General features: G+C 67.6%; 23 protein-coding genes and 1 pseudogene. 13 read left to right on the forward strand and 11 right to left on the reverse strand.

Features of this window, described 5'->3' with window-relative positions:
• Positions 1-102 precede the first annotated feature (102 nt).
• Positions 103-620: pseudogene (locus DMB86_RS14295) on the forward strand (putative immunity protein).
• Between the two features lie 339 nt (positions 621-959).
• On the forward strand, positions 960-2114 hold the full coding sequence (locus DMB86_RS14300; protein WP_193926257.1) for a hypothetical protein: 1155 nt from the start codon (positions 960-962) through the stop codon (positions 2112-2114).
• A 502-nt stretch (positions 2115-2616) separates the two neighbouring features.
• Here DMB86_RS14300 and DMB86_RS14305 read toward each other — a convergent pair.
• The 3 genes from DMB86_RS14305 to DMB86_RS14315 all read right to left on the reverse strand — a co-directional run bounded on the left by DMB86_RS14305 (position 2617) and on the right by DMB86_RS14315 (position 4423).
• Complete coding sequence (locus DMB86_RS14305) at positions 2617-2883, reverse strand: DUF7218 family protein (protein WP_113718400.1); 267 nt, start codon at positions 2881-2883, stop codon at positions 2617-2619.
• A gap of 108 nt (positions 2884-2991) precedes the next feature.
• Complete coding sequence (locus DMB86_RS14310; RefSeq protein WP_113718401.1) at positions 2992-3249, reverse strand: DUF6458 family protein; 258 nt, start codon at positions 3247-3249, stop codon at positions 2992-2994.
• Positions 3250-3316: 67 nt separating this feature from the next.
• Positions 3317-4423: an aromatic acid exporter family protein gene (locus DMB86_RS14315; protein WP_171814506.1), complete on the reverse strand. Its 1107-nt coding sequence runs from the start codon at positions 4421-4423 to the stop codon at positions 3317-3319.
• 580 nt (positions 4424-5003) lie between these two features.
• On the opposite strand from DMB86_RS14315, the gene DMB86_RS14320 reads away from it, so the two are divergent.
• Positions 5004-5582 (forward strand): DinB family protein, encoded by a 579-nt coding sequence (locus tag DMB86_RS14320; RefSeq protein ID WP_113718403.1) that lies wholly within the window; start codon positions 5004-5006, stop codon positions 5580-5582.
• Between the two features lie 77 nt (positions 5583-5659).
• Here the strand turns inward: DMB86_RS14320 and DMB86_RS14325 are convergent, their stop codons facing one another.
• Both DMB86_RS14325 and DMB86_RS14330 read right to left on the reverse strand, forming a co-directional pair.
• Positions 5660-6376, reverse strand: a complete 717-nt coding sequence (locus tag DMB86_RS14325; protein ID WP_236783338.1) for an MBL fold metallo-hydrolase — start codon at positions 6374-6376, stop codon at positions 5660-5662.
• 203 nt (positions 6377-6579) lie between these two features.
• A complete protein-coding gene (locus DMB86_RS14330; RefSeq protein ID WP_113718405.1) occupies positions 6580-6822 on the reverse strand; it encodes a DUF2630 family protein in 243 nt (80 codons plus the stop codon).
• A gap of 260 nt (positions 6823-7082) precedes the next feature.
• Here DMB86_RS14330 and DMB86_RS14335 point away from each other — a divergent pair, with 260 nt between their 5' ends.
• The 4 genes from DMB86_RS14335 (at position 7083) to DMB86_RS14350 (ending at position 10566) form a co-directional block, all read left to right on the forward strand.
• Positions 7083-7847 (forward strand): C1 family peptidase, encoded by a 765-nt coding sequence (locus DMB86_RS14335; protein ID WP_113718406.1) that lies wholly within the window; start codon positions 7083-7085, stop codon positions 7845-7847.
• A gap of 101 nt (positions 7848-7948) precedes the next feature.
• On the forward strand, positions 7949-8488 hold the full coding sequence (locus tag DMB86_RS14340) for an ATP-dependent endonuclease (protein ID WP_129545550.1): 540 nt from the start codon (positions 7949-7951) through the stop codon (positions 8486-8488).
• A 159-nt stretch (positions 8489-8647) separates the two neighbouring features.
• Positions 8648-9790, forward strand: coding sequence for an IS701 family transposase (locus DMB86_RS14345; RefSeq protein ID WP_418202279.1), 1143 nt, complete (start codon positions 8648-8650; stop codon positions 9788-9790).
• A 221-nt stretch (positions 9791-10011) separates the two neighbouring features.
• Positions 10012-10566, forward strand: coding sequence for a cysteine hydrolase family protein (locus tag DMB86_RS14350; RefSeq protein ID WP_113718408.1), 555 nt, complete (start codon positions 10012-10014; stop codon positions 10564-10566).
• 45 nt (positions 10567-10611) lie between these two features.
• On the opposite strand, the gene DMB86_RS14355 is transcribed toward DMB86_RS14350, so the two are convergent.
• Complete coding sequence (locus DMB86_RS14355) at positions 10612-11790, reverse strand: acyl-CoA dehydrogenase family protein (RefSeq protein WP_113718409.1); 1179 nt, start codon at positions 11788-11790, stop codon at positions 10612-10614.
• Positions 11791-12103: 313 nt separating this feature from the next.
• On the opposite strand from DMB86_RS14355, the gene DMB86_RS20640 reads away from it, so the two are divergent.
• Complete coding sequence (locus DMB86_RS20640) at positions 12104-12262, forward strand: hypothetical protein (protein ID WP_171814507.1); 159 nt, start codon at positions 12104-12106, stop codon at positions 12260-12262.
• 103 nt (positions 12263-12365) lie between these two features.
• On the opposite strand, the gene DMB86_RS14360 is transcribed toward DMB86_RS20640, so the two are convergent.
• Complete coding sequence (locus tag DMB86_RS14360) at positions 12366-13538, reverse strand: hypothetical protein (RefSeq protein ID WP_113718410.1); 1173 nt, start codon at positions 13536-13538, stop codon at positions 12366-12368.
• A gap of 108 nt (positions 13539-13646) precedes the next feature.
• Between DMB86_RS14360 and DMB86_RS14365 the strand changes: the two genes are divergently transcribed.
• From DMB86_RS14365 to DMB86_RS14375, 3 genes are all read left to right on the forward strand, one after another.
• On the forward strand, positions 13647-14354 hold the full coding sequence (locus DMB86_RS14365) for a TetR family transcriptional regulator (RefSeq protein ID WP_113718411.1): 708 nt from the start codon (positions 13647-13649) through the stop codon (positions 14352-14354).
• Between the two features lie 80 nt (positions 14355-14434).
• Complete coding sequence (locus DMB86_RS14370; RefSeq protein ID WP_113718412.1) at positions 14435-15661, forward strand: acyl-CoA dehydrogenase family protein; 1227 nt, start codon at positions 14435-14437, stop codon at positions 15659-15661.
• A gap of 166 nt (positions 15662-15827) precedes the next feature.
• Entirely contained in the window at positions 15828-16853 is a 1026-nt protein-coding gene (locus tag DMB86_RS14375) for an SDR family oxidoreductase (RefSeq protein ID WP_113718413.1), read from the forward strand.
• 6 nt (positions 16854-16859) lie between these two features.
• Here the strand turns inward: DMB86_RS14375 and DMB86_RS14380 are convergent, their stop codons facing one another.
• Together DMB86_RS14380 and DMB86_RS20645 are read right to left on the reverse strand one after the other, a co-directional pair.
• A complete protein-coding gene (locus DMB86_RS14380) occupies positions 16860-17237 on the reverse strand; it encodes a VOC family protein (RefSeq protein ID WP_113718414.1) in 378 nt (125 codons plus the stop codon).
• A gap of 115 nt (positions 17238-17352) precedes the next feature.
• Positions 17353-17859 (reverse strand): hypothetical protein, encoded by a 507-nt coding sequence (locus tag DMB86_RS20645; protein ID WP_171814508.1) that lies wholly within the window; start codon positions 17857-17859, stop codon positions 17353-17355.
• 233 nt (positions 17860-18092) lie between these two features.
• On the opposite strand from DMB86_RS20645, the gene DMB86_RS14390 reads away from it, so the two are divergent.
• The gene (locus tag DMB86_RS14390) at positions 18093-18443 is read left to right on the forward strand and encodes a hypothetical protein (RefSeq protein WP_113718416.1); all 351 of its coding nucleotides are present in this window, start codon (positions 18093-18095) and stop codon (positions 18441-18443) included.
• Positions 18444-18467: 24 nt separating this feature from the next.
• Here DMB86_RS14390 and DMB86_RS14395 read toward each other — a convergent pair whose 3' ends face one another.
• On the reverse strand, positions 18468-19385 hold the full coding sequence (locus DMB86_RS14395; protein ID WP_113718417.1) for an oxygenase MpaB family protein: 918 nt from the start codon (positions 19383-19385) through the stop codon (positions 18468-18470).
• Positions 19386-19403: 18 nt separating this feature from the next.
• Positions 19404-20279, reverse strand: a complete 876-nt coding sequence (locus DMB86_RS14400; protein WP_227878398.1) for an SGNH/GDSL hydrolase family protein — start codon at positions 20277-20279, stop codon at positions 19404-19406.
• A gap of 161 nt (positions 20280-20440) precedes the next feature.
• Here DMB86_RS14400 and DMB86_RS20650 point away from each other — a divergent pair, with 161 nt between their 5' ends.
• A complete protein-coding gene (locus tag DMB86_RS20650; RefSeq protein ID WP_171814509.1) occupies positions 20441-20605 on the forward strand; it encodes a hypothetical protein in 165 nt (54 codons plus the stop codon).
• Positions 20606-20682 lie beyond the last annotated feature (77 nt).

A 20682-nucleotide genomic window follows, 5' to 3' on the forward strand; every position in this document is an offset into this window, starting at 1 on the left:
CCTGCGAGCGCACTCCGCGGGCGCTCCATGGACCGGCAAGGCTTGCGGACGCCGTGGTCGGGGCCTATCCGCTTGAGCCGCAGGAATGCTAGGACTGGAGATATGCCGATCCTGCCGAAAGACCGTGATCCCTGCCTGATCACCATCCGTCGAGGGGGCACCCTGACGGACGGACACCACCGGCTGCTGGCCGAATGGGCACTTCACTGCGCCGAGCACGTGCTGCCCTTGTTCGAGGACCACCAGCCGGACGACAGCCGGCCGCGCGACCCCATGGCGATTGGCCGGGCCTGGATCCAGGCGGGGTGCGCATGGGCGTCGCCCACCAGGAAGCATTCCGGGCCAACGCCGCAGCGCCCGGGATCCCCGATCCCGCAAAGTTCGCAGACCTGTCCGCGGGCCAGGCCGTTGCGGTTGCCCACGTCGCCGCCCATTACTTGGGCGCCGCGGCGTACGCCATCAGGGCTGCTGGTGCCAGCGTCCCGGCCGAAGACGCTCCGGAGGCCCGGTCCGGGGAACGGCGGTGGCAACGGTCGCAACTCCCCGACGGAGTCCGTGAACTGGTTCTGGACGGCCAACAACGCCGCAGCGCCATCTTATGGCACGTCTTCGACGGCTGAGCCCCGCAGCCCGGCTGCTCCGCCCTCCAGTCTTCGCTTCGGCACGCGCAATTCCCACCGAGTATGACGAGGCGGATTTATGAGCCTGATTTATCGTGATCAAATTTCCGTTTCGTCATCCTGACGGCGGGTCCGCCCGTTCCCAGGGTGGGGCACGACGCCGGTGCCGCTTTGGGTCCCGACACCGGCAGGGTTCCCGGGCGCCCGCGCCGTGGCTACAGTTTTACTAGCGTCTGCAAGACCGTGATTCTGTTCCTGCAGCCGCCAAGAGAAGGCAACTCCATCAAGGAGGACAGCGATGGCCCGGCAGAATTCTCCACACCAACGCGAAAGCCCACCATGACTGCCCTGGCGTGGGTGTGTTTTGTCGCCGGCGCCGCCGGTGTGCTCCTGACGTGGGTCAGCGTGATCGGGACGCTGATAGTGCCCCGGCCCCTGCACGGCGTCCTCTCCCGAGCGACCGGTCTGGCCGCCATGAAGGCTTTTCTCACCCTCTTGCGGCCAGTATCGACCTATGAAGTGCGTGACCGGGTCCTGTCCTGGCAGGCTCCGATGTCGCTCTTCCTCCGCCTCCTGGCTTGGATGGTCCTGTTCGATGTGTCGTACAGCCTCCTCCTCATGCCGTTTGTCGGCGGTGACATTTGGAGGGCCGCGAGCGAGGCCGGCTCCGCGATGTTCACGCTCGGCTACGCGGCGCCGAACAACGTCGGCAACACGGTACTGGTCTACGCGGCCGCCTACACGGGGTTGACCGTCATTGCCCTGCAGATCAGCTACCTGCCCACGCTGTACTCGGCGTTTAACCGGCGCGAAGCGGACGTCACCCTTTTGGTTTCGAGGGCCGGATCACCGTCCTGGGGACCCGAACTGCTGGTCCGCACACGGTATGGCCGGGCCGCCCAGGACAGCTCCAACGAATTGGCCGAGCTGTACCAGACGTGGGAACGGTGGGCTGCCGAGGTGGCCGAGTCCCACAGCACCTACCTCACGCTGGTCTGGTTCCGGTCGCCGGCGCCGCAGTCGAACTGGCTCATTTCCCTGCTCAGCGTGATGGACGCCGCCGCGCTGCAACTTGCCCTGAGCCCTGGGACCGCCCCGAACACCCGCGCGCGGCTGGTGATCCGCATGGGGTTCACGTGCCTGAACCAGGTGGCGCGGGCGGTCCGCATCCCTGTCGACGAGGACGTGGATCCCGATGCCCCTCTGAGTCTCACATTCGCGGACTTCCAGGCGGCGGTGGAACTGCTGCGCAGCTTCGACTTCCCCCTGGAAGAGACCGCCGAGCAGGCCTGGCCGCACTTCAGGGGCTGGCGCGCCAACTATGAGAAAGCGGCCTACGCCCTTGCGTACGCCATCGACGCCCCGCCGTCCATGTGGAGCGGCCCGCGGCGGTTCGCGTTCGAACCGGCCATGCCGCACCGGCCCAAAAACCGCACCGCCAAGGAAGTCAGGCCGGACGATCCCCAGTTGCTGGCACGGCGCCGGCGCGGGTGACTCCGCCGGGATGACGAAGCGGACTTATGAGGCTGATTTATCGGGATCAATTCGCCGTTTCGTCATCCTGGACGCGAAACTGACCACCGAGCATCGCCGCCCGGGCACGCCGACGGATCATCAGCGCCTAAACAGCCCCGCAGGAACGGAGAGTAGCCAAGTTGGCGCGCTTCGCCGACGCCGTCCGCAACGCGCGGCGGAACCCGCCGTCAGCCGCACGCCGAACTCCTGCATCAGCATGTGTGTGTTCCGGACCTGGGTCCACGGCGCGGCAACACGAGAGGCTCAATGCACCTCGCCGCCACGGCGCGGCAACACGAGAGGCTCAATGCACCTCGCCGCCACGGCGCGGCAACACGAGGGGCTCAATGCACCTCGCCGCCACGGCGCGGCAACACGAGGGGCTCAATGCACCTCGCCGCCACGGCGTGGCAACATGACGCGGCAACACGGCGCCGAGAGCCGTCACCGCCACGGCGCGGCCGCGCGATGCCGTCCGCAGCTACGAGTTGCGCAGGGATTCTATCAGTTCCTGCTTGCGCTGTTTGGAGTACCCTTTCAGGCCTAGTTCCTTGGCCTTGCCGCGCAGTTCCTCAACGGTCCAGTCGTCGTAGGAGCCGGCCTTGCCGCCCTTCCGCCCCACGGCCGCACGCCCCTTTTTGGCGGCGGCGTTGGAGATTCTGGCCGCCTTTCCCTTGGACGCACCGTCGTCACGCAATTCCTCGTATAGTTCGGGATCCTTCAGACTCGGGTTCTTTTCCCTTGGCATGTTCCTGCCTCTCGCTAACAATTCGGTTCCGGGCACGGCCCGGGTTCGAAAATCCGCTGCCTCGTCAGCCACACCGGGGCGCAGTGGCACGTCCCCGGCAGTCGGCCATCACAGGCCGGTGTCTTCGGTCGCCTCCGTCCGCCGGACGGTTTCCTGGCCGGCCCCACGGTCGACGACCTGCCGCCGTGCGGTGGTTGTGCGGCGCCGCCGGAACGTAAAGATAAGTCCCAGCACGAAGACGACGACGCCGGCCCCCATGACGATGTTGCCCACCAAGGGGATGTTGATCCAACTGACCTCAATATTGAGTGCAAAACGCAAAATCGCGCCGATCACAAACAACAGGACTCCTGCGCCAATACTCATGGTGACCTCGTTTCTGTCATTACTGCCTGTACGTCCAACCCTTGCCCAGCATCCCGGATCGCGCAAGTCATGTGCGCGCCGCTTCCGGGAAGAGGCGGCGGCGCAAGGACACCAGGATCCGCTGGACATCAAGTGCGACGGCGGCGCCGGGGCTCAGTGAGGACGCGTCGGCTCCGCTGTGCTTGCCCAGCGCCGAGGTGAGGCGATCGAGTGACTCGAGGGCGCCGTCGAACATTTCCGGCTGGATGGACCCGTGATCCCACCCCGCCAGCACGTCGGCAACCGCCTGGAGGCAGTCGCTGATCGGGGCGCACAGCTCGGGTTTGAGGTCGACATCAAAGGGCCCGCCCCAGATGGCGCCGGCCAGCACTTCGGTGAGGTCGCGCACGTGGAAGGTGACGTTTTCCAGCACGGCCAGGTCATCGAAGCTCTCGGCAACATGGCGGTGGCGGGATCCGCGGTAGGCGCGCGGGTTGGCCTTGTGGCTCTCATGTGCCCCGTGGACGGCCGCACGAACGTCTGTGACGGTCTCGGACAGGACATGCTGGCGGTCGGCCCAGTCTTCATGTTCAGGCGGCCACTTCTCGCGTAGGGCCCTGGCGGCATCCTCAAGCTGGCCGATGAGCACGTTGCGACCACGCGAAATGCGCAGCTGCGCGGCGTCCAGCGTCAGGGGCGGGAAGATGGTCACGTTGACCAGCAGACCGACCAGCACTCCCAGGCCCATCTGCGCTGCATATCCGAACGAGAACGCGTCAGCATTCCGGCCCCCGATGATCAGCACCAGCAGCGTCGCGACGGGCACATATTCGCGGCCCGCGCCGAGCTTGGGCACCCCGCCCAGCAGCACGCCCAGCCCCACGGCGATCGATATGGAGACGAGGCTGGGACTGCCCAGCGCGAGCACCCCCACCGCCAGCACGATGCCCAGCAACAACCCGACGAGGGTCTGCAGCCCAATACGCACCGAACCCATGAACGTCGGATACATGCTGACCAGGGCGCCCAACGGGGCGTAGTAGGCGTATTTGTCCGCGGCGCCCGGCATGTGCGAGGCGAGAAACCAGGACAGCCCAACAGCCAGGGCCGTCTTGGCCGCGAGCAGCACGCGCTGGCCGGCCACCGAGGACTTCACCCAGGTCAGCAGCGCTCCCGCCCTGGACTTGGCGCTCACGGGCGGGGCCTTGCGTGAGGGACCGCCCGCGGCACGGCCTGGCACGGAAGGCCCTGACGCGGCGCTGCCTGGCACGGCGGGCCCTGGACTTCCGCCACGAATCCTGCTTGCATGGTGCCTCCGAATGGGTAAGCTCACCGGTCTTCCTTCAGCCGCGGGCCCGACGCAGTCAGGTCAGCACGGCCCGGGGGTCCTACCAACCATGAACGCCCCCAGGCTGTTCCGTCAATGCCAGTCCCCTGACATTACGAGGGCTTCGGCGCGTCGTTTCCGCGCCGTGTGACGCGGTGCGGCTTCACACGGGCGCCAACCCCCGGATCAAGTCGAGCACATAAGCGCCCATGCGCAGAACCCGCGCTCGGTTGGGCACACCTGCAACCTGCTGTGCTGACATGCGCCGGACCGCTCGTGGAATCCCGCGCCTGAGTGAACTGACCGCGCACTTGCGCCGGACCGGTGCGGGATCCCCCGCGTAAAGTGCCTGCGTAATGTGGCGCGCCCGTCGCGCACCCCGGCCCTGACCCCGGCTCTGACGCCCCGCCCTGACAAGCTCGGCAACCGGTGGCGGTAGGATGCCCAAATGGCTGACTCTGACATGAAAACAGTGTTGCACCGCTACCTCGACGCCGCCCGCGAGGCCATCCTGTGGAAGTTGGACGGGCTGGACGAATACGAGATCCGCCGCCCGCTCACCCCCACCGGTACCAACCTGCTTGGGCTGGTCAAGCACCTGGCCGGCTGCGAGCTGGACTATTTCGGCGACGTGTTTGGCCGTACGCCGGACATCGTCCGGCCTCGGGCGGACGACGACGACAATGCCGACATGTGGGCCGCACCCGGTGAATCGCGCGAGTTCATCACGGGCCTGTATCGCCAGGCCTGCGAACACGCCGACGCCACGATCGGAGCACTGCCGCTGGGCGCCGCCGGTAAGGTGCCGTGGTGGACACCCGGGCGCCAGGAGGTCACCCTGCACCAGATCCTTGTCCACATGATCGCTGAATCGCACCGGCACGCGGGCCACGCGGACATTGTCCGCGAGCTCATTGACGGAACGGTCGGCCTGCGCCGGGGCAATGAGAACCTGCCCGCCCAGGACGAAAGCTCGTGGGAGGCATACCGCAGCCAGCTTGAGAAGGTGGCCCGGGAAGCGCACTGACGGGCCGGCGTCGGCGACCCGCAGGAAGATCGAGCCGCCAAACGCATCCGAGGCGCGGCACATGCCGCCTGAAGGACTCAGAGGCCCCGCATCCTGTTGGCGAGGCGGCGCAGGCGCTGTCGCCTGAACGCGGCCCTACAGGGTCCGTTGAAGATGATGAAATCGTCAAAGACATGCGCACCGGGGCGGGACGCCACGGCATGCGCGGCAGCGCACACCTCGGCGAGCTGATCCACAGACATGTGAACCGGCGGTTCGTCCGGCTGGTACAAGGTGCCCGCGGGATAGTCACGGCCGCGGCGGGCGGTCATCTCGATGTGGGAGCCCAGAACGGAGCCGACCCGCCGCGCACGGGCCACGGCCACCATCCGGTCCAGGCTTGCCGTAAAGGCCGTCATGTCTTCGACGTAGAGCCGGCCGCGGCAGATGGTGTCCCCCGTCAGCAGCCAGCCGGTCCACGGATCGAACACGGTGATGGCCGCGTCCTGGTGGCCGGGCGTGTGGATGGCTTCGAGCACCCGGCCGCCCAGGTCGACGCGCACAGGCCCGCCGTCGTCGTCGAACCCAAAGAAAGCCCGCACGGCCGCCACGCCCGCGCCGACCAACTCGGTGTCCGGCCGGTCCGCGAACTGGCCGTCCCCGGCGATGTGGTCGCCGTGTCCGTGGGTGTGGGCAACCAGCAGCCCGTAGCCGGGCGTGGGATGCGCGGCGAGCCAGCCGGTCATGATCGAGTCCATCGTTGCGCGAAGCGGGAACTGCGCCGGATCGGCGGTGGCACCGGTGTCCAGCAGCAAGGCCCGGCTGTTGCCGAACAGCAGGTAAAGGAACGGCGCCTCGAAGCTGGTCGCCTTGCTTTGGCGCAGGATGAAGCTGTGGTCGTCGTGCCGGTGGACCTGGATCAGCGGCTCGCCGGCTGCGGCCCGGCGCCGGCTGCCGTGGATCCAGTCGACGTCGAGGTTGGGCCTGACGGGCGCGCCGGACAGAAAGTCGACGGCGGCTATTGCCGGTACCCTTCAACTTCGTCGGCCGGGCGCAGCTGGGCGTCGTTGGGGTTTTCACCGGCGCGCATCCTCGCCTGGCGCTGGCGCAGCAGGTCCCAGCACTGGTCCAGCTGGACCTCAATGGCCCGCAACTGGGCAGCCCTTGCGGGCAGTTTCGCCTGGTCCGGGGCGGAGTCCCGCAGTTCCTGTTCCTCCTTGACCAGTTCCTCGATCCTGTGGTGCACCTGGTTGTTGTCCATGCCGCATCTCCCTGCCGTTTTCGTGCTTCGCTTGGGCTGTCCAGACTTACGCTAGTGCCCTTTCGCCCCGGCGGCGAGGAGCGCGTGCACCTCCAGCATGTCCGGGTCCGGACGCCCGAAGCGGACATCGCGTGCCTCATGAAAAATGCACGCTAAATCAATTCTTGACACGCCACCCGGCCCGGAGGATTGTCAATTTCAACCATGTCGTTTGGGGGCCCGAGTGGCCGCGGCATGGCGGTGAAGGAGGAACCACGATCATGGCCAGAACCAACGCCCGGTACGGATGGGTCCCGGACCTGCCCGACCAGCGCGATTTTCATTTCGCGGCGACGGCGGCCGTGCAGGCAAGCCTGCCGCCCGCCGTCGACCTCACACCCCAGTGCCCACCGGTCTACGACCAGGGGCAGCTGGGCTCCTGTACCGGCAACGGCGTGGCCGGTGTGCTCCAGTTTGACGCCCTCAAAGAGGGTCTGGCGGACACGTCCGCGCCGTCGCGCCTGTTCATCTACTACAACGAGCGCGTCATCGAGGGAACGGTGAAGTCCGACTCCGGCGCACAGATCCGCGACGGCATCAAGTCGGTTGCCAAGACAGGCGTCTGCGACGAATCCCTGTGGCCCTATGACATCGCCAAGTTCGCCGCCAAGCCCACGGCCGCCTGCTACAAGGCGGCGAAGAGCCAGCGCGCCATCGTGTATTCACGTGTCGGCCAGACGCTCAGCCAGCTCAAGGGGTGCCTGGCCTCCGGCTATCCCGTCGTGTTTGGCTTCACCGTCTACGACAGTTTTGAAAGCGATGAGGTGGCCAAGACCGGCACCGTCCCGATGCCCGCAGCGGGCGAGGCGGTCCTGGGCGGGCACTGCGTGGTGGCGGTCGGCTACGACGACGCCGACCAGCGATTCACCATCCGCAACTCCTGGGGTGAAGGCTGGGGGAAGGCGGGCTACGCCACCATGCCTTACGCCTACCTCCTGAGCACGTCGCTGGCCAACGACTTTTGGACGGTGAAGTCCACGTCATAGACACGCCGTGCCGCGCGTTTTCCGAGCAGCAGGAACCGCCGGGCGGAGGGTCGGGTCCGTGCGGGTCAACTCTGGAAAACTCCGGCAGGGGCAGTTCACACATGCCGCCCGCCAGTCGTCAAGGACGTCCAGGGAGGCAGGCGAACGCGCGCGATGAAGGCCTCGCGTTCGCCGACGAAGGCGTCGCCACGGTGCCCATGGGAGGTGCGACGATCATTGCCAGGCATTTGGAACTGCTGGGACCCGCCGGGCTCGGCCTTGGCGTGGCCGGCCTCTGTGACACGGGCGACGAACGCTACTTCATGCGCGGCCTGGTGCGGGCGGGCCCAGGACCCTGCGCCAACCGCACCGAGCTGCGGTGCCACGGTTTTTTCGTTTGCGTCGCGGACCTCGAGGACGAGCTGACCCGCGCCCTCGGCGCGGACGCCGTCGCGCGGATTGTCGACGCCCGCGGCGACCTGCGGTCATTTCGTCTGTTCCAGAACCAGCCGGCCCAGCGGGAGCGGGCCGTGGAGCGCCAGCTGCGGCGCTTCATGGGCACGCACAGCGGCCGCAAGATCAGCTATGGCCGCTACCTTGTCGACGGACTGGACCTGGACTACGTGCCGGCGCCCCTCGACGGCCTGCTCTCCCAGCTCTGACGCGCCCCGGGCCGGACGAATTCAGGCCCGTGGTCTGTGGTGCCTCCAGGTGGATCTGCCTAGTACTACAGTCGCGTTTATTTTCTGGCCGTGTCGGCGGTTTAATCGGACTTTGGCCCGGAATCCTGTTAATCATGGTGGGTGGGCGATGATATTTGGGTGGCAGAGATACAGGAATGGGCTGATGGCCTGGAGGAAATCCGGGAGCTGATCGGGGGTGAGTTCGCCCGGACGGAGCCGCGGAACAACGCCGTCAGCTACATCCGCGGCCTGCTGTCGGATGAGGAGCGGAAGAACTCCTGGACCCTGTCCGAACGTGCCGGACAAGGCACGCCGGATGGGATGCAGCGTCTGCTCTCGACCACGGACTGGGACCCGGACAAGGTCCGGGACGCCTTGGTCGGTTACGTGAAAAAGCATCTGGGGGACCCGAAGGGGATCCTGGCGATCGACGAGACCGGTTTCCTGAAGAAGGGGACCGCATCGGCAGGGGTGGCCCGCCAGTACTCGGGCACCGCGGGGCGGGTGGAGAACTGCCAGCTCGGGGTGTTCCTGTCCTATGCGACACCGGCGGGCCGGACGTTCCTGGACCGGGAACTCTACCTGCCCAAGGCATGGATGGATGACGCTGCCCGGTGCAAGCGCGCCGGCATCCCGGAAGGCCGGGTGATGGCGACCAAGCCCGTGCTGGCCGCCGACATGATCGAACGCGCCCTGGATGCCGGGATCGAGGCCGAATGGCTTACCGGGGACGCGGTCTACGGACAGCACGCCGGGCTGCGCCGCCGTCTGGAAGACCGGGGCCTGCACTATGTCATGGCCGTGCCCATGAACCAGCGCGCCATCGCCCGGGCCCGTGGCTCGGTGGGCGGGGAGGGCCGGGCCGATGAGCTCTTCGCCGCCCTGGACAGGCGCGCCTGGCGCACCCGCACCGCCGGCGCCGGGACCAAGGGCGACCGGCTGTATTCCTGGGCCAGGATCCGCATCAACGGCCCCGCCGAAACCGGCGAGCACTGGCTGCTGGCCCGCCGCTCCCTCAAGGATCCCACGGGCCTGGCCTACTTCATCTGCTTTACGCCCGAGCGCGTCACCCTGGCCGAGTTGGCCCGGGTCGCCGGGGCCCGCTGGGCCATCGAGGAAACCTTCCAAACCTCCAAGGGCGAAACGGGCCTGGACCACTACCAGGTGCGCCAATACACCGGCTGGTACCGGCACATCACGCTCTCCATGTTCGCCCACGCCTTCCTGAGCGTCATCCGCTCTAAAAAGGGGGCCCGCAGCCAGGCGCCGAGCACCTGGTAAGACTCTCCCTGCCCGAAATCAGGCACCTCATCACCCGCATCATCTGGCACCGGGAACCGGACCCACACCACGTAATCCGCTGCTCACTCTGGCGACGGCGACACCAATACCACGCCCAACAATTCCACTACAAAGCCCGCGGCCACACCCCACAAACGCGACTGTAGTACTAGGCTGGGACGTGGAACAAAACCTCACCTCGCGAGCAAGGGAGAGCCATCATGACAACACTTTCGGACCGGCCCAACACAGCCCTCGTCGTCATCGACGTCCAGAACGGCGTGGTGGACGGAGCCTACGGGCGAGACGCCGTCGTCGCCAACATCGGAGCCCTGGTCGAGAAGGCACGCGAGGCTGGAACGCCCGTCGTCTGGGTCCAGCATTCCGACGAACAACTGGAGGAAGGCAGCGAGGCCTGGAAGTATGTCCCCGAACTGGTCCGCCGCGAACCGGAACCGTTGGTGCACAAAACTTTTGGGGATTCCTTCGAAGCGACCGACCTCGAGGCGGTCCTGGCCAGGGCCGGCGTGGGACGCCTGGTGGTCGCCGGCGCCCAGACGGACGCCTGCATCCGCTCCACCATCCACGGCGCCTTTACGCGCGGCTATGACGTCACGCTGGTGGGCGATGCCCACACCACCGAGGACCAGAGTTCTTGGGGTGCCCCTCCGCCGGAAGCGGTCATTGCGCATACAAATCTCTATTGGCAGTATCAGGACGCGCCGGGACGCACAGCTGCGGTCACGACGACGGACGACGTCAGCTTCACGGACTGACGCGTCCCGCCATTTCGCGTCCCCGCCCGGCGGCCATGGGCCCGGTCAGCGGAAAGCGGGGATGCCGGTGATGTGGCTGCCCAGCAGGAGGGTGTGGACCTCGTCAGTCCCCTCGTAGGTGCGCACCGACTCCAGGTTGTTGGCATGGCGCAGTGGGGAATGCTCCAAGGTGATGCCATTGCCGCCCAGGATCGTCCGGGCGTCGCGGCAGATCTGGATGGCCTCCCGGCAGTTGTTCAGCTTGCCCACGGAAATCTGCACGGGCTCCAGCGTGCCGGCGTCCTTCATCCGGCCTGTGTGGATCGCCAGCAATGTGCCCTTCTGGATCTCCAGCAGCATGTCCACGAGCTTCTGCTGCGTGATCTGGTAGGCAGCCAAGGGCTTGTCGAACTGCAGCCGCTCCAGGGAATGCTTCAGCGCGGCCTCGTAGCTGTCCCGGGCAGCGCCCATGGCACCCCAAATGATGCCGTAGCGGGCCTCGTTGAGGCAGGAGAACGGCCCGCGCAGGCCCTTCGCGCCGGGGAGGACGGCATCCGCCGGCAGCCGGACGCCGTCGAACGCCAGCTCGCATTGGATGGAGGCGCGCATGGACAGCTTCGGCTCAATCACGGTGGCGCTGAAGCCGGGAGTGTCGGTGGGCACCAGGAAGCCGCGGACGCCGTCGTCGGTCATCGCCCAGATCACCGCAATCTGGGCAATCGAGGCCAGGCCGATCCACCGCTTGGCGCCGTTGAGCACCCAGCCACCGCCCTCACGGCGGGCAAAAGTGGCCATGGACGACGGGTCCGAGCCCGCCGTGGCCTCCGTGAGGCCGAAGCAGCCGATGATCTCACCCTTCGCCATGCCGGGCAGGTACTTGTTTTTCTGCTCCTCGCTCCCCCACTTGTGGATGGCGCTCATGGCGAGCGACCCCTGCACCGAGACAAAGGTGCGCAGCCCGGAGTCCCCGGCCTCCAGCTCCATCGCGGCCAGCCCGTATTCGACGGCGGAGCGGCCGGGGCAGCCGTAACCCGACAGGTGCATGCCGAGCAGGCCGAGTGCGCCCAGTTCCGGCACAATGTCGGCCGGGAAGACGGCGTCCTCGTACCACGCTGCAATATTCGGACGGATCCGGGCCTCCACAAACGCCCGCACCTTCTCCCGCAGTGCCACCTCGTCCGCGGTCAGGAGGGCGTCCAGGTTCAGGACATCGGAACGGTTGGCGGGAGGGGCAGGGTTCGGCATCGCGGTCCTTCTAGGGTCGGGTCGGGCTGGGCGTGGTTCGCGCTGGACTTGCTGCCGGCCCTGGCACAGCGGACGGCATGGACCCATCATGCCTGATCCGCCGGGCCGTTCGGTGTCCCACGCGGGGCACTTCCCTCCCCAGCCGTTCGACGACGGACCCCTCACCCGGAATGCCGGCCACGGCGGTCCGCGCCCCCGGTTGCCACCCGGCGCGCGCAGCACGTCCAGCTGTCCCGGCGCCCGCAAGCCCGGCACCTTCCGGTGCGGGCGTGTCCAGCCGCCGCGGCGCCGCGGGCAACCTTAAGCTGGGTGGATGGACTGCGAAATTCCCGAAGTGATCGAGGGCCAAATCTCGATCAACGAGCTCCTCGTCGCCATGGGCGAGCCGCCCGTGGAAAACCTTATCCTCGAGGACGCGCCGCTTGACGCCTCCGAGTTGTTGGCGGCCAAGCCCAGGCTGCCCGGCTTCTAGCCGCGCCGCGGCGCCGAGCGCTGGCTTCTAGCCGCGCCGCGGCGCCGAGCGGGAGCCTGCCCGCCCCCGCACGCGGGTGGACGGCGACAAGGGCCCGTCAGCATCAGATCGCCCCTCCGGCGAGCGCCTTAATGAGGCCGGCGTGCGCCGTGGTCCCGAAGGAAACGATCCGGTCCCGGCCCAGGACCCGGCGGGCCACGCTGTCCATGGTGGGGACGTCGTCGTTGAACGCGGTGTGGGTGGTGGCTGCGCTGCGTGCATCCAGGGGCCCTGTGGCGCTCACGGACCATACGGCCTCGGCCACCCCGGTGGCGGGCGCCACCTTGAACAGCGCCGCCAGCACGGGGTCCCCGCTGATGCACTGCTGCAGGCCCAGCAGGGGCGTCCCCGGCGCTGAGTCCAAGCCCCCGCGGATCAGGTACAACAGTGACTTGTGGTAAATCCCCAGGTAGTTGTCCGAGAGCGCCAGCTCCTGATGCATCCCGAAGAGCGCCAGCGACTTGATGCCCGTGCCCAGCAGCGGCGCCAGGCCGTCCTTGAAGGATTCCGTGCTCAGGGCCGGCACCAGCAGGCTGCACGTGTCGAAGGCGGCACCGCCGGCCCGTGCGACGGCGGGCACAAAGTGGCGCTGGAAGTTCGCCCCCGCACTGAATCCGACCGCGTGGAGGGCCGCCGATCCCGGATGTGCCCCCAGATACGCCCGGAGCGCGCCGGCCATATAGGCGGCCCCGCCGCCAGGCTCCGACGCAAGCCGAGCGTTGTCCTTCATGGCGCCCCAGACCTCCGGTCCACCGACACACCGCAGCAGGTCCTCGATGACTCCGTCGGTGAAATCGGTCAGCGCGGCGTCCTGGACTCCGGGCAGCGGGCCCCGCCCAGGGCCCGGAACCGCCCCTGCCGCAGCCAGTTCCCCGTAGTGCTGCGCCAGCAGGTCACCCAGCGTTTCCCAGAGACCGGTGTGCCAGACAAAGTGGATGGGGTAGACCCCGTTGGCCAACCACCACGGAATGTCCCGCAGCGCCTCGGACAGTGCCAGGCGTTCGTCCACGAGCCCGCCATGGGCCCACAGGACGACGGGAACCGGTCCCCCGCCGCGGGCCTCCGCGAAGGCCGGAAGGTGGGTGGAGAATATGGCGTCCACGTCCGCCGGCGTGGTGTTCAGCTGCGCCGTGGTGGCGAATTTTCCGTCCTGCAGTTCCACCACATACGGTCGCATCGCCGCCAGCTGGTCCGGTGTGGGTGCTGGCAGTCCGGCGGCACTGGGATCCTGTTCCATGACTGGCTCCTCCACAACGGGTGCAACGGGTGATGCCATGGTGTCTACGCGCGCGGGCCGCTGTCAAGGGCCGCTTCCGGCGGGCCACTGCGCGCTAAGGTGTAGGGCATGGACCAACCAACATCCCGCGGCAGTGCCGGGCCCGCCCCGTTCAGGCTGGCGGTGGCCCGTTCCGCCCTGGAGTTGTTTGCCGAACAGGGCTTTGACGCGACCAGCGTCGACCAGATCGCCGCCGCGGCCGGCATCTCACGCAGCACTTTCTTCCGGCAGTTCGGATCCAAGGAGGACGTGGTCTTCGCCGACCACACCGCCCTGTTGGACCAGGCCCGCGAACTGCTGGCCCGGCCGCACGACGACCCGTGGCTGGCCGTTTGCGAGGCAGCCGGGCTGGTCTTTGACCACTTCGCTGCCGACGACGGGCTCGCAGAGCTTCGCTACGCCGTGGTCAACGCCCACCCGGCCCTGCGCGACAAGGAACTGGTCACGGTGTTTCGCTACGAAAAGCTCTTCGAGGCACACCTGCGCTACACCCTGCCCGCGCTGGACCCCCTGGAATCGGTCCGCTTCGCCGCCGCCGTCATCGCCACCCACAACTACCTCCTGCGCGAGTTCATGCGCGGCGCCCGTCCCGTGACACGGGCGCAGATGCGCGACGCGCTCGACGACGTCCGACGGCTTTTCGGTGTCTTCGGCGGCCCGGCGGAGCCTTCCCCGGACGGTCGGCAGGAAGACGTCGTGGTTGCCGTGTTCCCCCGCTCGGCCGCGCGCTCGGAGGTCATGGCCGCGGTGCAGCGGATGCTGGACACCCCTCCGTGAAACCTAGTTTCATTTGACGTGACACTCAGTTTCACGACAGACTGGCGGCAGACGAAGACCCTGCCAGCCAAGGATGCACCATGCCCGACTACGACGTCAGCCTGCCGCTCGACACCGACTACTTTGCCGCCTTTGCGCAGCTGGCCCCCGAGGACCGGAAAGTGTGGGACCGTGCCCGCAGCCTGAGCGCCGAGGCCCTGCCGCAGATGAACGACTACTGGGACCGGGCGGACTACCCGCTGCACCTGGTCAAGCGGATGGGAGAGTTGAACCTGCTGGCCGACGGCATCGATGTGCCCGGGCTGGAGCGCATGTCGCCCATGGCGGCCGGACTGGTGAACATGGAGGTGTCGCGAATCGACGGCTCGCTGGGCACTGTCATCGCCGTGCAGGGCGGCCTCGCGCTGCGGTCCATTGCCTACTTCGGCTCCGCGGAACAAAAGGAACGCTGGCTGGGGCCGCTGGCCCGCGGCGAAGAGTACGGTGCGTTTGCCCTGACCGAGCCGGACCACGGCTCCGACTCCGTCGGACTGACCACCACGGCCCGGCTGGACGGGGATGAATGGGTTCTTAACGGCGAGAAGAAGTGGATCGGCAACGGCTCCGTGGGCGGTGTGACCGTGGTGTGGGCCAGGGTCCTCGGCGGCGGGTCGGAAACCGGCGGGTCGGAATCAGTCGGGTCGGAGAGCGGCGGAGTACGCGGCTTCCTCGTCGAGCAGGACACGCCGGGCTACGAGGCGGAGACCATCACGGGCAAGGCGTCGCTGCGGGCCATCTTCCAGGCCCGCATCACCCTGAACGAGGTGAGGATTCCGGCGTCGAACGTGCTGCCCGGAAGCCACACCTTCAAGGACACCTCCAAGGTGCTGGTGGCGACCCGGCTGGGAGTGGCGTGGTCGGCGCTGGGGCATGCGACGGCGGTCTACGAGGCTGCGCTGAGCTACGCCAACCAGCGCATCCAGTTCGGCAAGCCGCTGGCAAAGTTCCAGCTCGTGCAGGAGCGGCTCACCCAGATGCTCGCGGAACTCACCGGCATGCAGCTCATGTGCGTGCAGGCCGCCACGCTGGAGGCGGCCGGCGCGCTGCGGCCCCCGCAGGCGTCCATGGCCAAGTACAACAACACCCGCAAGGCCCGGCAGATCGCCTCCACTGCCCGCGACATGCTCGGCGGGAACGGGATCCTGCTGGAAAACCATGTGATCCGCCACCTGCTGGACATCGAGTCGATCCACACCTACGAGGGCACGGAAAGCGTCCAGACCCTGCTGATCGGCCGCGACATCACGGGCCAGAGCGCCTTCGCCTAGCCCCGTCCGTCGAGGTTCGAGATCACCACCGATCACCCCGTCGAAGTTCGAGATCACCACCAATCACCCCGTCGAAGTTCGAGATCACCACGCCTCCGGGTCCGCCCGTGCGTTCCGGGTCCGGGGCGCGCAGAATGGAGCTGGGACGGGAAGAGGGGCGGCTGGCATGGGCGGCGAACTGGTTTTGGTCACGGGCGGATCGGGATTCCTCGGCGCCCACTGCATTGCGCAGCTCCTCCACGACGGCTACCGCGTGCGCACCACCGTCAGGTCCCCGGACCGTGAACCTGACGTCGTGGCACTCCTGCGCCGCGCCGGCGTGGGCCCGGAGGCGCGGGTCGCCTTTGCGGCCGCCAACCTGACTGACGACGCCGGCTGGGCGGCCGCCATGGAGGACGTCGCCTTTGTGCTCCACACGGCCTCCCCGTTCCCCAGCGTCCAGCCCCGGAACCCGGACGAGCTCATCGTCCCGGCCCGCGACGGCGCCCTCCGCGCGCTCAAGGCAGCGCGGGAGGCAGGCGTACGGCGGGTGGTGCTGACGTCGTCGTTCGCGGCGATCGGTTACGGCCGCCCCGTTCTGGACCGGCCATATACGGAGGAGGACTGGACCGATCCTGAGGCGAACGTCAGCCCCTATGTGAAGTCAAAGACGCTGACCGAACGCGCGGCGTGGGATTTTATCGCCGGGGCGGGCGGCATGGAACTGGCGGTGGTCAATCCCGTGGGCATCTTCGGGCCGGTGCTGGGGCCGAAACTGTCCAGCTCCATTGAAATCGTGCAGCGGTTCATGTCGGGGGCTCTTCCCGCGGTGCCCAAGGTGTCCACGGGCGTGGTCGACGTGCGCGACGTCGCCGCGTTGCACGTCCTGGCCATGACCAGTCCGGCTGCCGCGGGGCAGCGTTTTTTGGCTTCGGCCGGAGACGCCATGAGCCTGCCGGAGATGGCGGGGGTCCTGCACGCCCGGATCGGCACCGCTGCCGCGAAGGTGCCCACGCGGGTCATGCCGGACGTGGTGGCGCGGATCGGCGGGTGGTTCAACAGGCAGCTGGCAGAGGACGTGGTGCCGCGTCTGGGCAAGGTCAAGCATCTTTCCAATGCGAAGGCCCGGGCGACGCTGGGCTGGGAGCCGCGTTCGAACGAGGAGGCGCTGGTTGCCACGGCCGAAAGCTTGGTGGAGCTGGGGCTCGCCTGAACTCGGTCAGTCCTGGATGACGCTGAAAATGTTGCCGGCGGGGTCCTTGAACCACGCGATGAGCGGGCCGCCACCACGGAAGATGCCCTTCTCGTCGGTCTGCATGGGCGAACCCTCATAGTGTTCAAAGACGACGCCGGCGGCGGACAGGGAGTCCACCACGGCCTCGATCTCCGGAACGGGGAAGTTCAGCACGGTGAACGACGCCGGCTGGTGGGCCCGGCCCTTGGGGTACACGATGACTGTCCCGCCGCCGGCCAGGTGCAGCGTCAACATTCCATTGGCCTCGCTCACCTCCAGGCCCAGGGTGCCGGCGTAGAAGTCGCGCACTGACTCGGTGCTGTCCACCGAGAATCCGCTGAACGCCCTGCTGCTTGCCAACATGTTCTTCTCCCTCGCCGCTGTGGCCCGCCGGGGGGCGGGGCCCAGGTCAAGCCTAGCCGTGCGGCCTCCTGCCGAACAGTGGAAGGCACTGCCGCGCAGGAGGTGCATACCTTGGCTACGGGTTGGCGCTGTTGCCCGAGCCGTACTGGGACTGGCCGGGCACCTGCGATCCGGCGCCACCGCCCGGACCGAAGCTGCCGTGGTGGCGTCCGTAGAGGCCGGCACCACGGTGGGGTGCGCTGGCTTGGCCCACGCCGTAGCCGATGGCACCCCCGCCGGCCCCGGCCAGCAGGACGGCAATGACGCCGGCAACCACCACCTTCGGAATGCTCCACCAGCGCCGCTTGAAAGGCGACCGCGACGGCCTGTCCGATCCCGGCCGATTCTCGGAACTGCCCCGCCCGAACCGGGCTGACCCCATTCCGGCTTGCCCCATTCCGGCTTGCCCCATTCCGGCTTGCCGCCTGTCCGGCGCATAATGCGGGCTCCGGTAGGGCGCCTCCGCCGGCGGATGGTCCGCGTCCTGCGGATGCCCGGCAGCACCGTAGGGATATCCTTCAGCTGGCGGATGCCCGCCGGCCTGTGGATCCACCCCTCGACCGTTGAATGCTTCTTGGTTCACAAACAGCTCCTTAACGCGCGCAGGCCCATTGACGACCTCAGTAAATAGGACAGCCCTGAAGTGTTCCTGCACGCCAATTGTGTGTCTGCTGTGAGGCGTGAGGAACCTCGCGATGGCCCCCACATGCCCGGTGAACGCCTGTTCCCGTCGTGGGAAGATTGGCACGAAGTTTACAGATTCTTTTGACGGTGCCGATATATAGTTCAAAGTAGGGGTTCAAGGAGGATGTCGAAATGATCACTTACGACCGCGTCGTCAAGGGCATGACAGTTATTGACTCGGAGGGGCGCACCGTTGGCCGGGTGAGCCATGTGGAGCCGGCCAATAAGAAGATCGCCGACTTTGAGGAGGCGGCAAGCGTTTCCACCCAGGACGCCATCAACCTCATCCTTACGGCCATTTTCGGTGCCACGCCCCGCGTCCCCAAGGAGATGTCCGCGCGCTTGTTCCGCGCCGGCTTCATCAAGATCGCAGGCCACGGCGTGTGGTCCGGCAGCCGGTTCGCACCCTTGAATGCCATTGACAGGGTGGACGATAACCACATCTACCTCTCGCGCACCGTGCACCAGCTCGACTCCATGTAGCCGCGAGCAGCACCGCCGGCCACGCTACCCGCCGAGCACCCCGTCAAGGCCCAGCCGGCGCCGCCGCGCCCTGGCCGCCTGCTCGCTCGGACCGGCTTTCCCCAGCCCTAGATGTACGACGCCGAGCACCGCCTTCGCTGCCCACCTCACCGGGAGCGGCACCGCGCCCAGGCGCGGAGCGTATAGGCCCAGCAGCTCGCGGTAGTGCGGATCAAGCGTGGACACGGCCGCTGCGAACAATACCTTGTAGCCGAGCTGCTGCGAACGCGGCAGCGGTGGGTGCTTGAGGAATTGCACCGTGTCCCGCACACGTTGGTCGCAGCGCAGTTCCGCGCGGAAGCCCTCCAGTTGCGTGTGCAGTTGCCTCACGGTCAATGGCGGGTCCGGCACGCCCATGAGGCGTCCGGCAACGGCCCAGTCAGCCACGTACGCGTCCGGACCGCCGGGAAGGGTCCGTCCCAGTGCCAGGTGCGTGGCGAGAAACGCTTCGGTGAAGGCCAGGTGAACCCAGGACAGCAGGTCCGGATCGTTCGCCGTGTAGTCGATTTCCTCCCCTGAGTTTGCCGTGTACCGCCCGGCAATGTGTGTGTGGATGCGCAGCACCTTGGTGGATGCCGCCTGCGCCGCAGCGGTGTCGCCGAATGTGACGGTGAAGATCCAGCGGATGGTGCCGGCCAGGCGGGACAGCGGATCGGACGCATAGTCGGAGTGGTCGTGGACGCCGGCCATGGCGCCGGGGTGGAGGGACTGAACCAGAAGGGAGTGGATGCCGGCAACGACCGGCGTCATGGAACCATGGACCGCCCAGGCCGCCGCGTCCGGCGCGAAGTACCCTCCGTCGTCGCCCTTTTCCAGGTCCAGCTCCCATTGCGGGATGGTGGGCGAGTTGGCGCTGAAGGTCCCTCGCAGCTCCCGCCGCCAGCGCGCCACGAGGTTTTCCATGGTTCCATTCTGCCCCAGTCAGGAACCCGGCTCCGCGCTGTCGTCCGCTGGCGGCGGAACTGCCCTGCCGAAGTTGACGGGGCCCGGCCAGGGCTGCTTGGCCTGAAATCCGTTGCTGTGGGAACGGTTCTTGATTCCTTCAAGGACCCACGGCATGAAATATTCGCGCGCCCAGACAAGGTCCCCCACCCTCGCCTGGCGCCAGCCGCGGACCGGCAGCGGCTTGGGGCTGAGCGGGGCCAGCGTGTGGGGCACGTTAAGCGTGGTGAGCACCATCGCAGCCACGGCGTGGTGCCCCATCGCCGAAGGATGCAACCTGTCAGGACTCCACATGCGCGCGTCCGCAAGCTCGGTCATGGCCCACAAGTCCGCCACCAGCGCGTCGTTGCGTTCACAGAGGCCGCGCACGTTTTCGTTGAAGATGGCGATTTTGGTCCGGAACTGGCCCATGATGGTCGACCGGCCGGAATCAGGGCCCACAAACACCACCACCGTGGCGTCGAGCGCGCGCAGTTCCCTGACGGCCCGTTCCAGCGCGTCGGCAAGCTTGTCCGGGTCGGCGCCTGCGTGCAGGAGGTCGTTGCCGCCTCCCTGAATGGAGACCAGGTCCGGGTGGAGCGCCAAGGCCCTGGGCACTTCCGTGTCGATGACCTCGCGCAGCTGAAGCCCGCGCACGGCCAGGTTGGCGTAGGAGAAACCGGTGGCCCCGGCGCTGAGCTCTTCCGCCACCCTGTCCGCCCAGCCACGGAAGCCGTTGGGGCTGCCCGGATCCGGGTCTCCCACGCCCTCAGTCAACGAATCCCCGAGGGCCACGAAACGCCGCCAGGGGTGGCGTTGTTCCGGCCCCTGGTGGTTGCCGCTCATGCCGCCCGGCGCGGCGGGCGATGTATTCATGCAACCATCCTGCCCCTTGAGGGAAGGAAACGGTAGCCTCCGGGCTTCCGCCTGGCCAGGCCGCGCCGGCGGCCGCGTGGCAAAGCCGGGGGTCCGGGCGGACAATGGAAGCAAGCCCGCCTGGCCCGAAGTCGCCGGGCGGTGGAGGGAAAGGTACAGCCATGGCACAAACACCAGCATTCACCCGCGGAACCACGCCGGCAGGCGATGCAGGCCCGTCCCGGGAACACAGCGAGGTCGCCGCCGAGGGAACCGACGGCACGGAGATGGCCGAAATCCGGATGCACTCCCAGGACGCCGCGGAGGGGCCGGACAGGGACACGTAGGGGCTCCGGCGTCGAACGTCGGATCCGTGAACAGGCCACCCGGCGGCCACGGTGCCGGTCTCGACTATATGATGAGC

It is taken from the genome of Arthrobacter dokdonellae, from assembly GCF_003268655.1.
GTDB classification, from domain to species: Bacteria; Actinomycetota; Actinomycetes; order Actinomycetales; family Micrococcaceae; genus Specibacter; species Specibacter dokdonellae.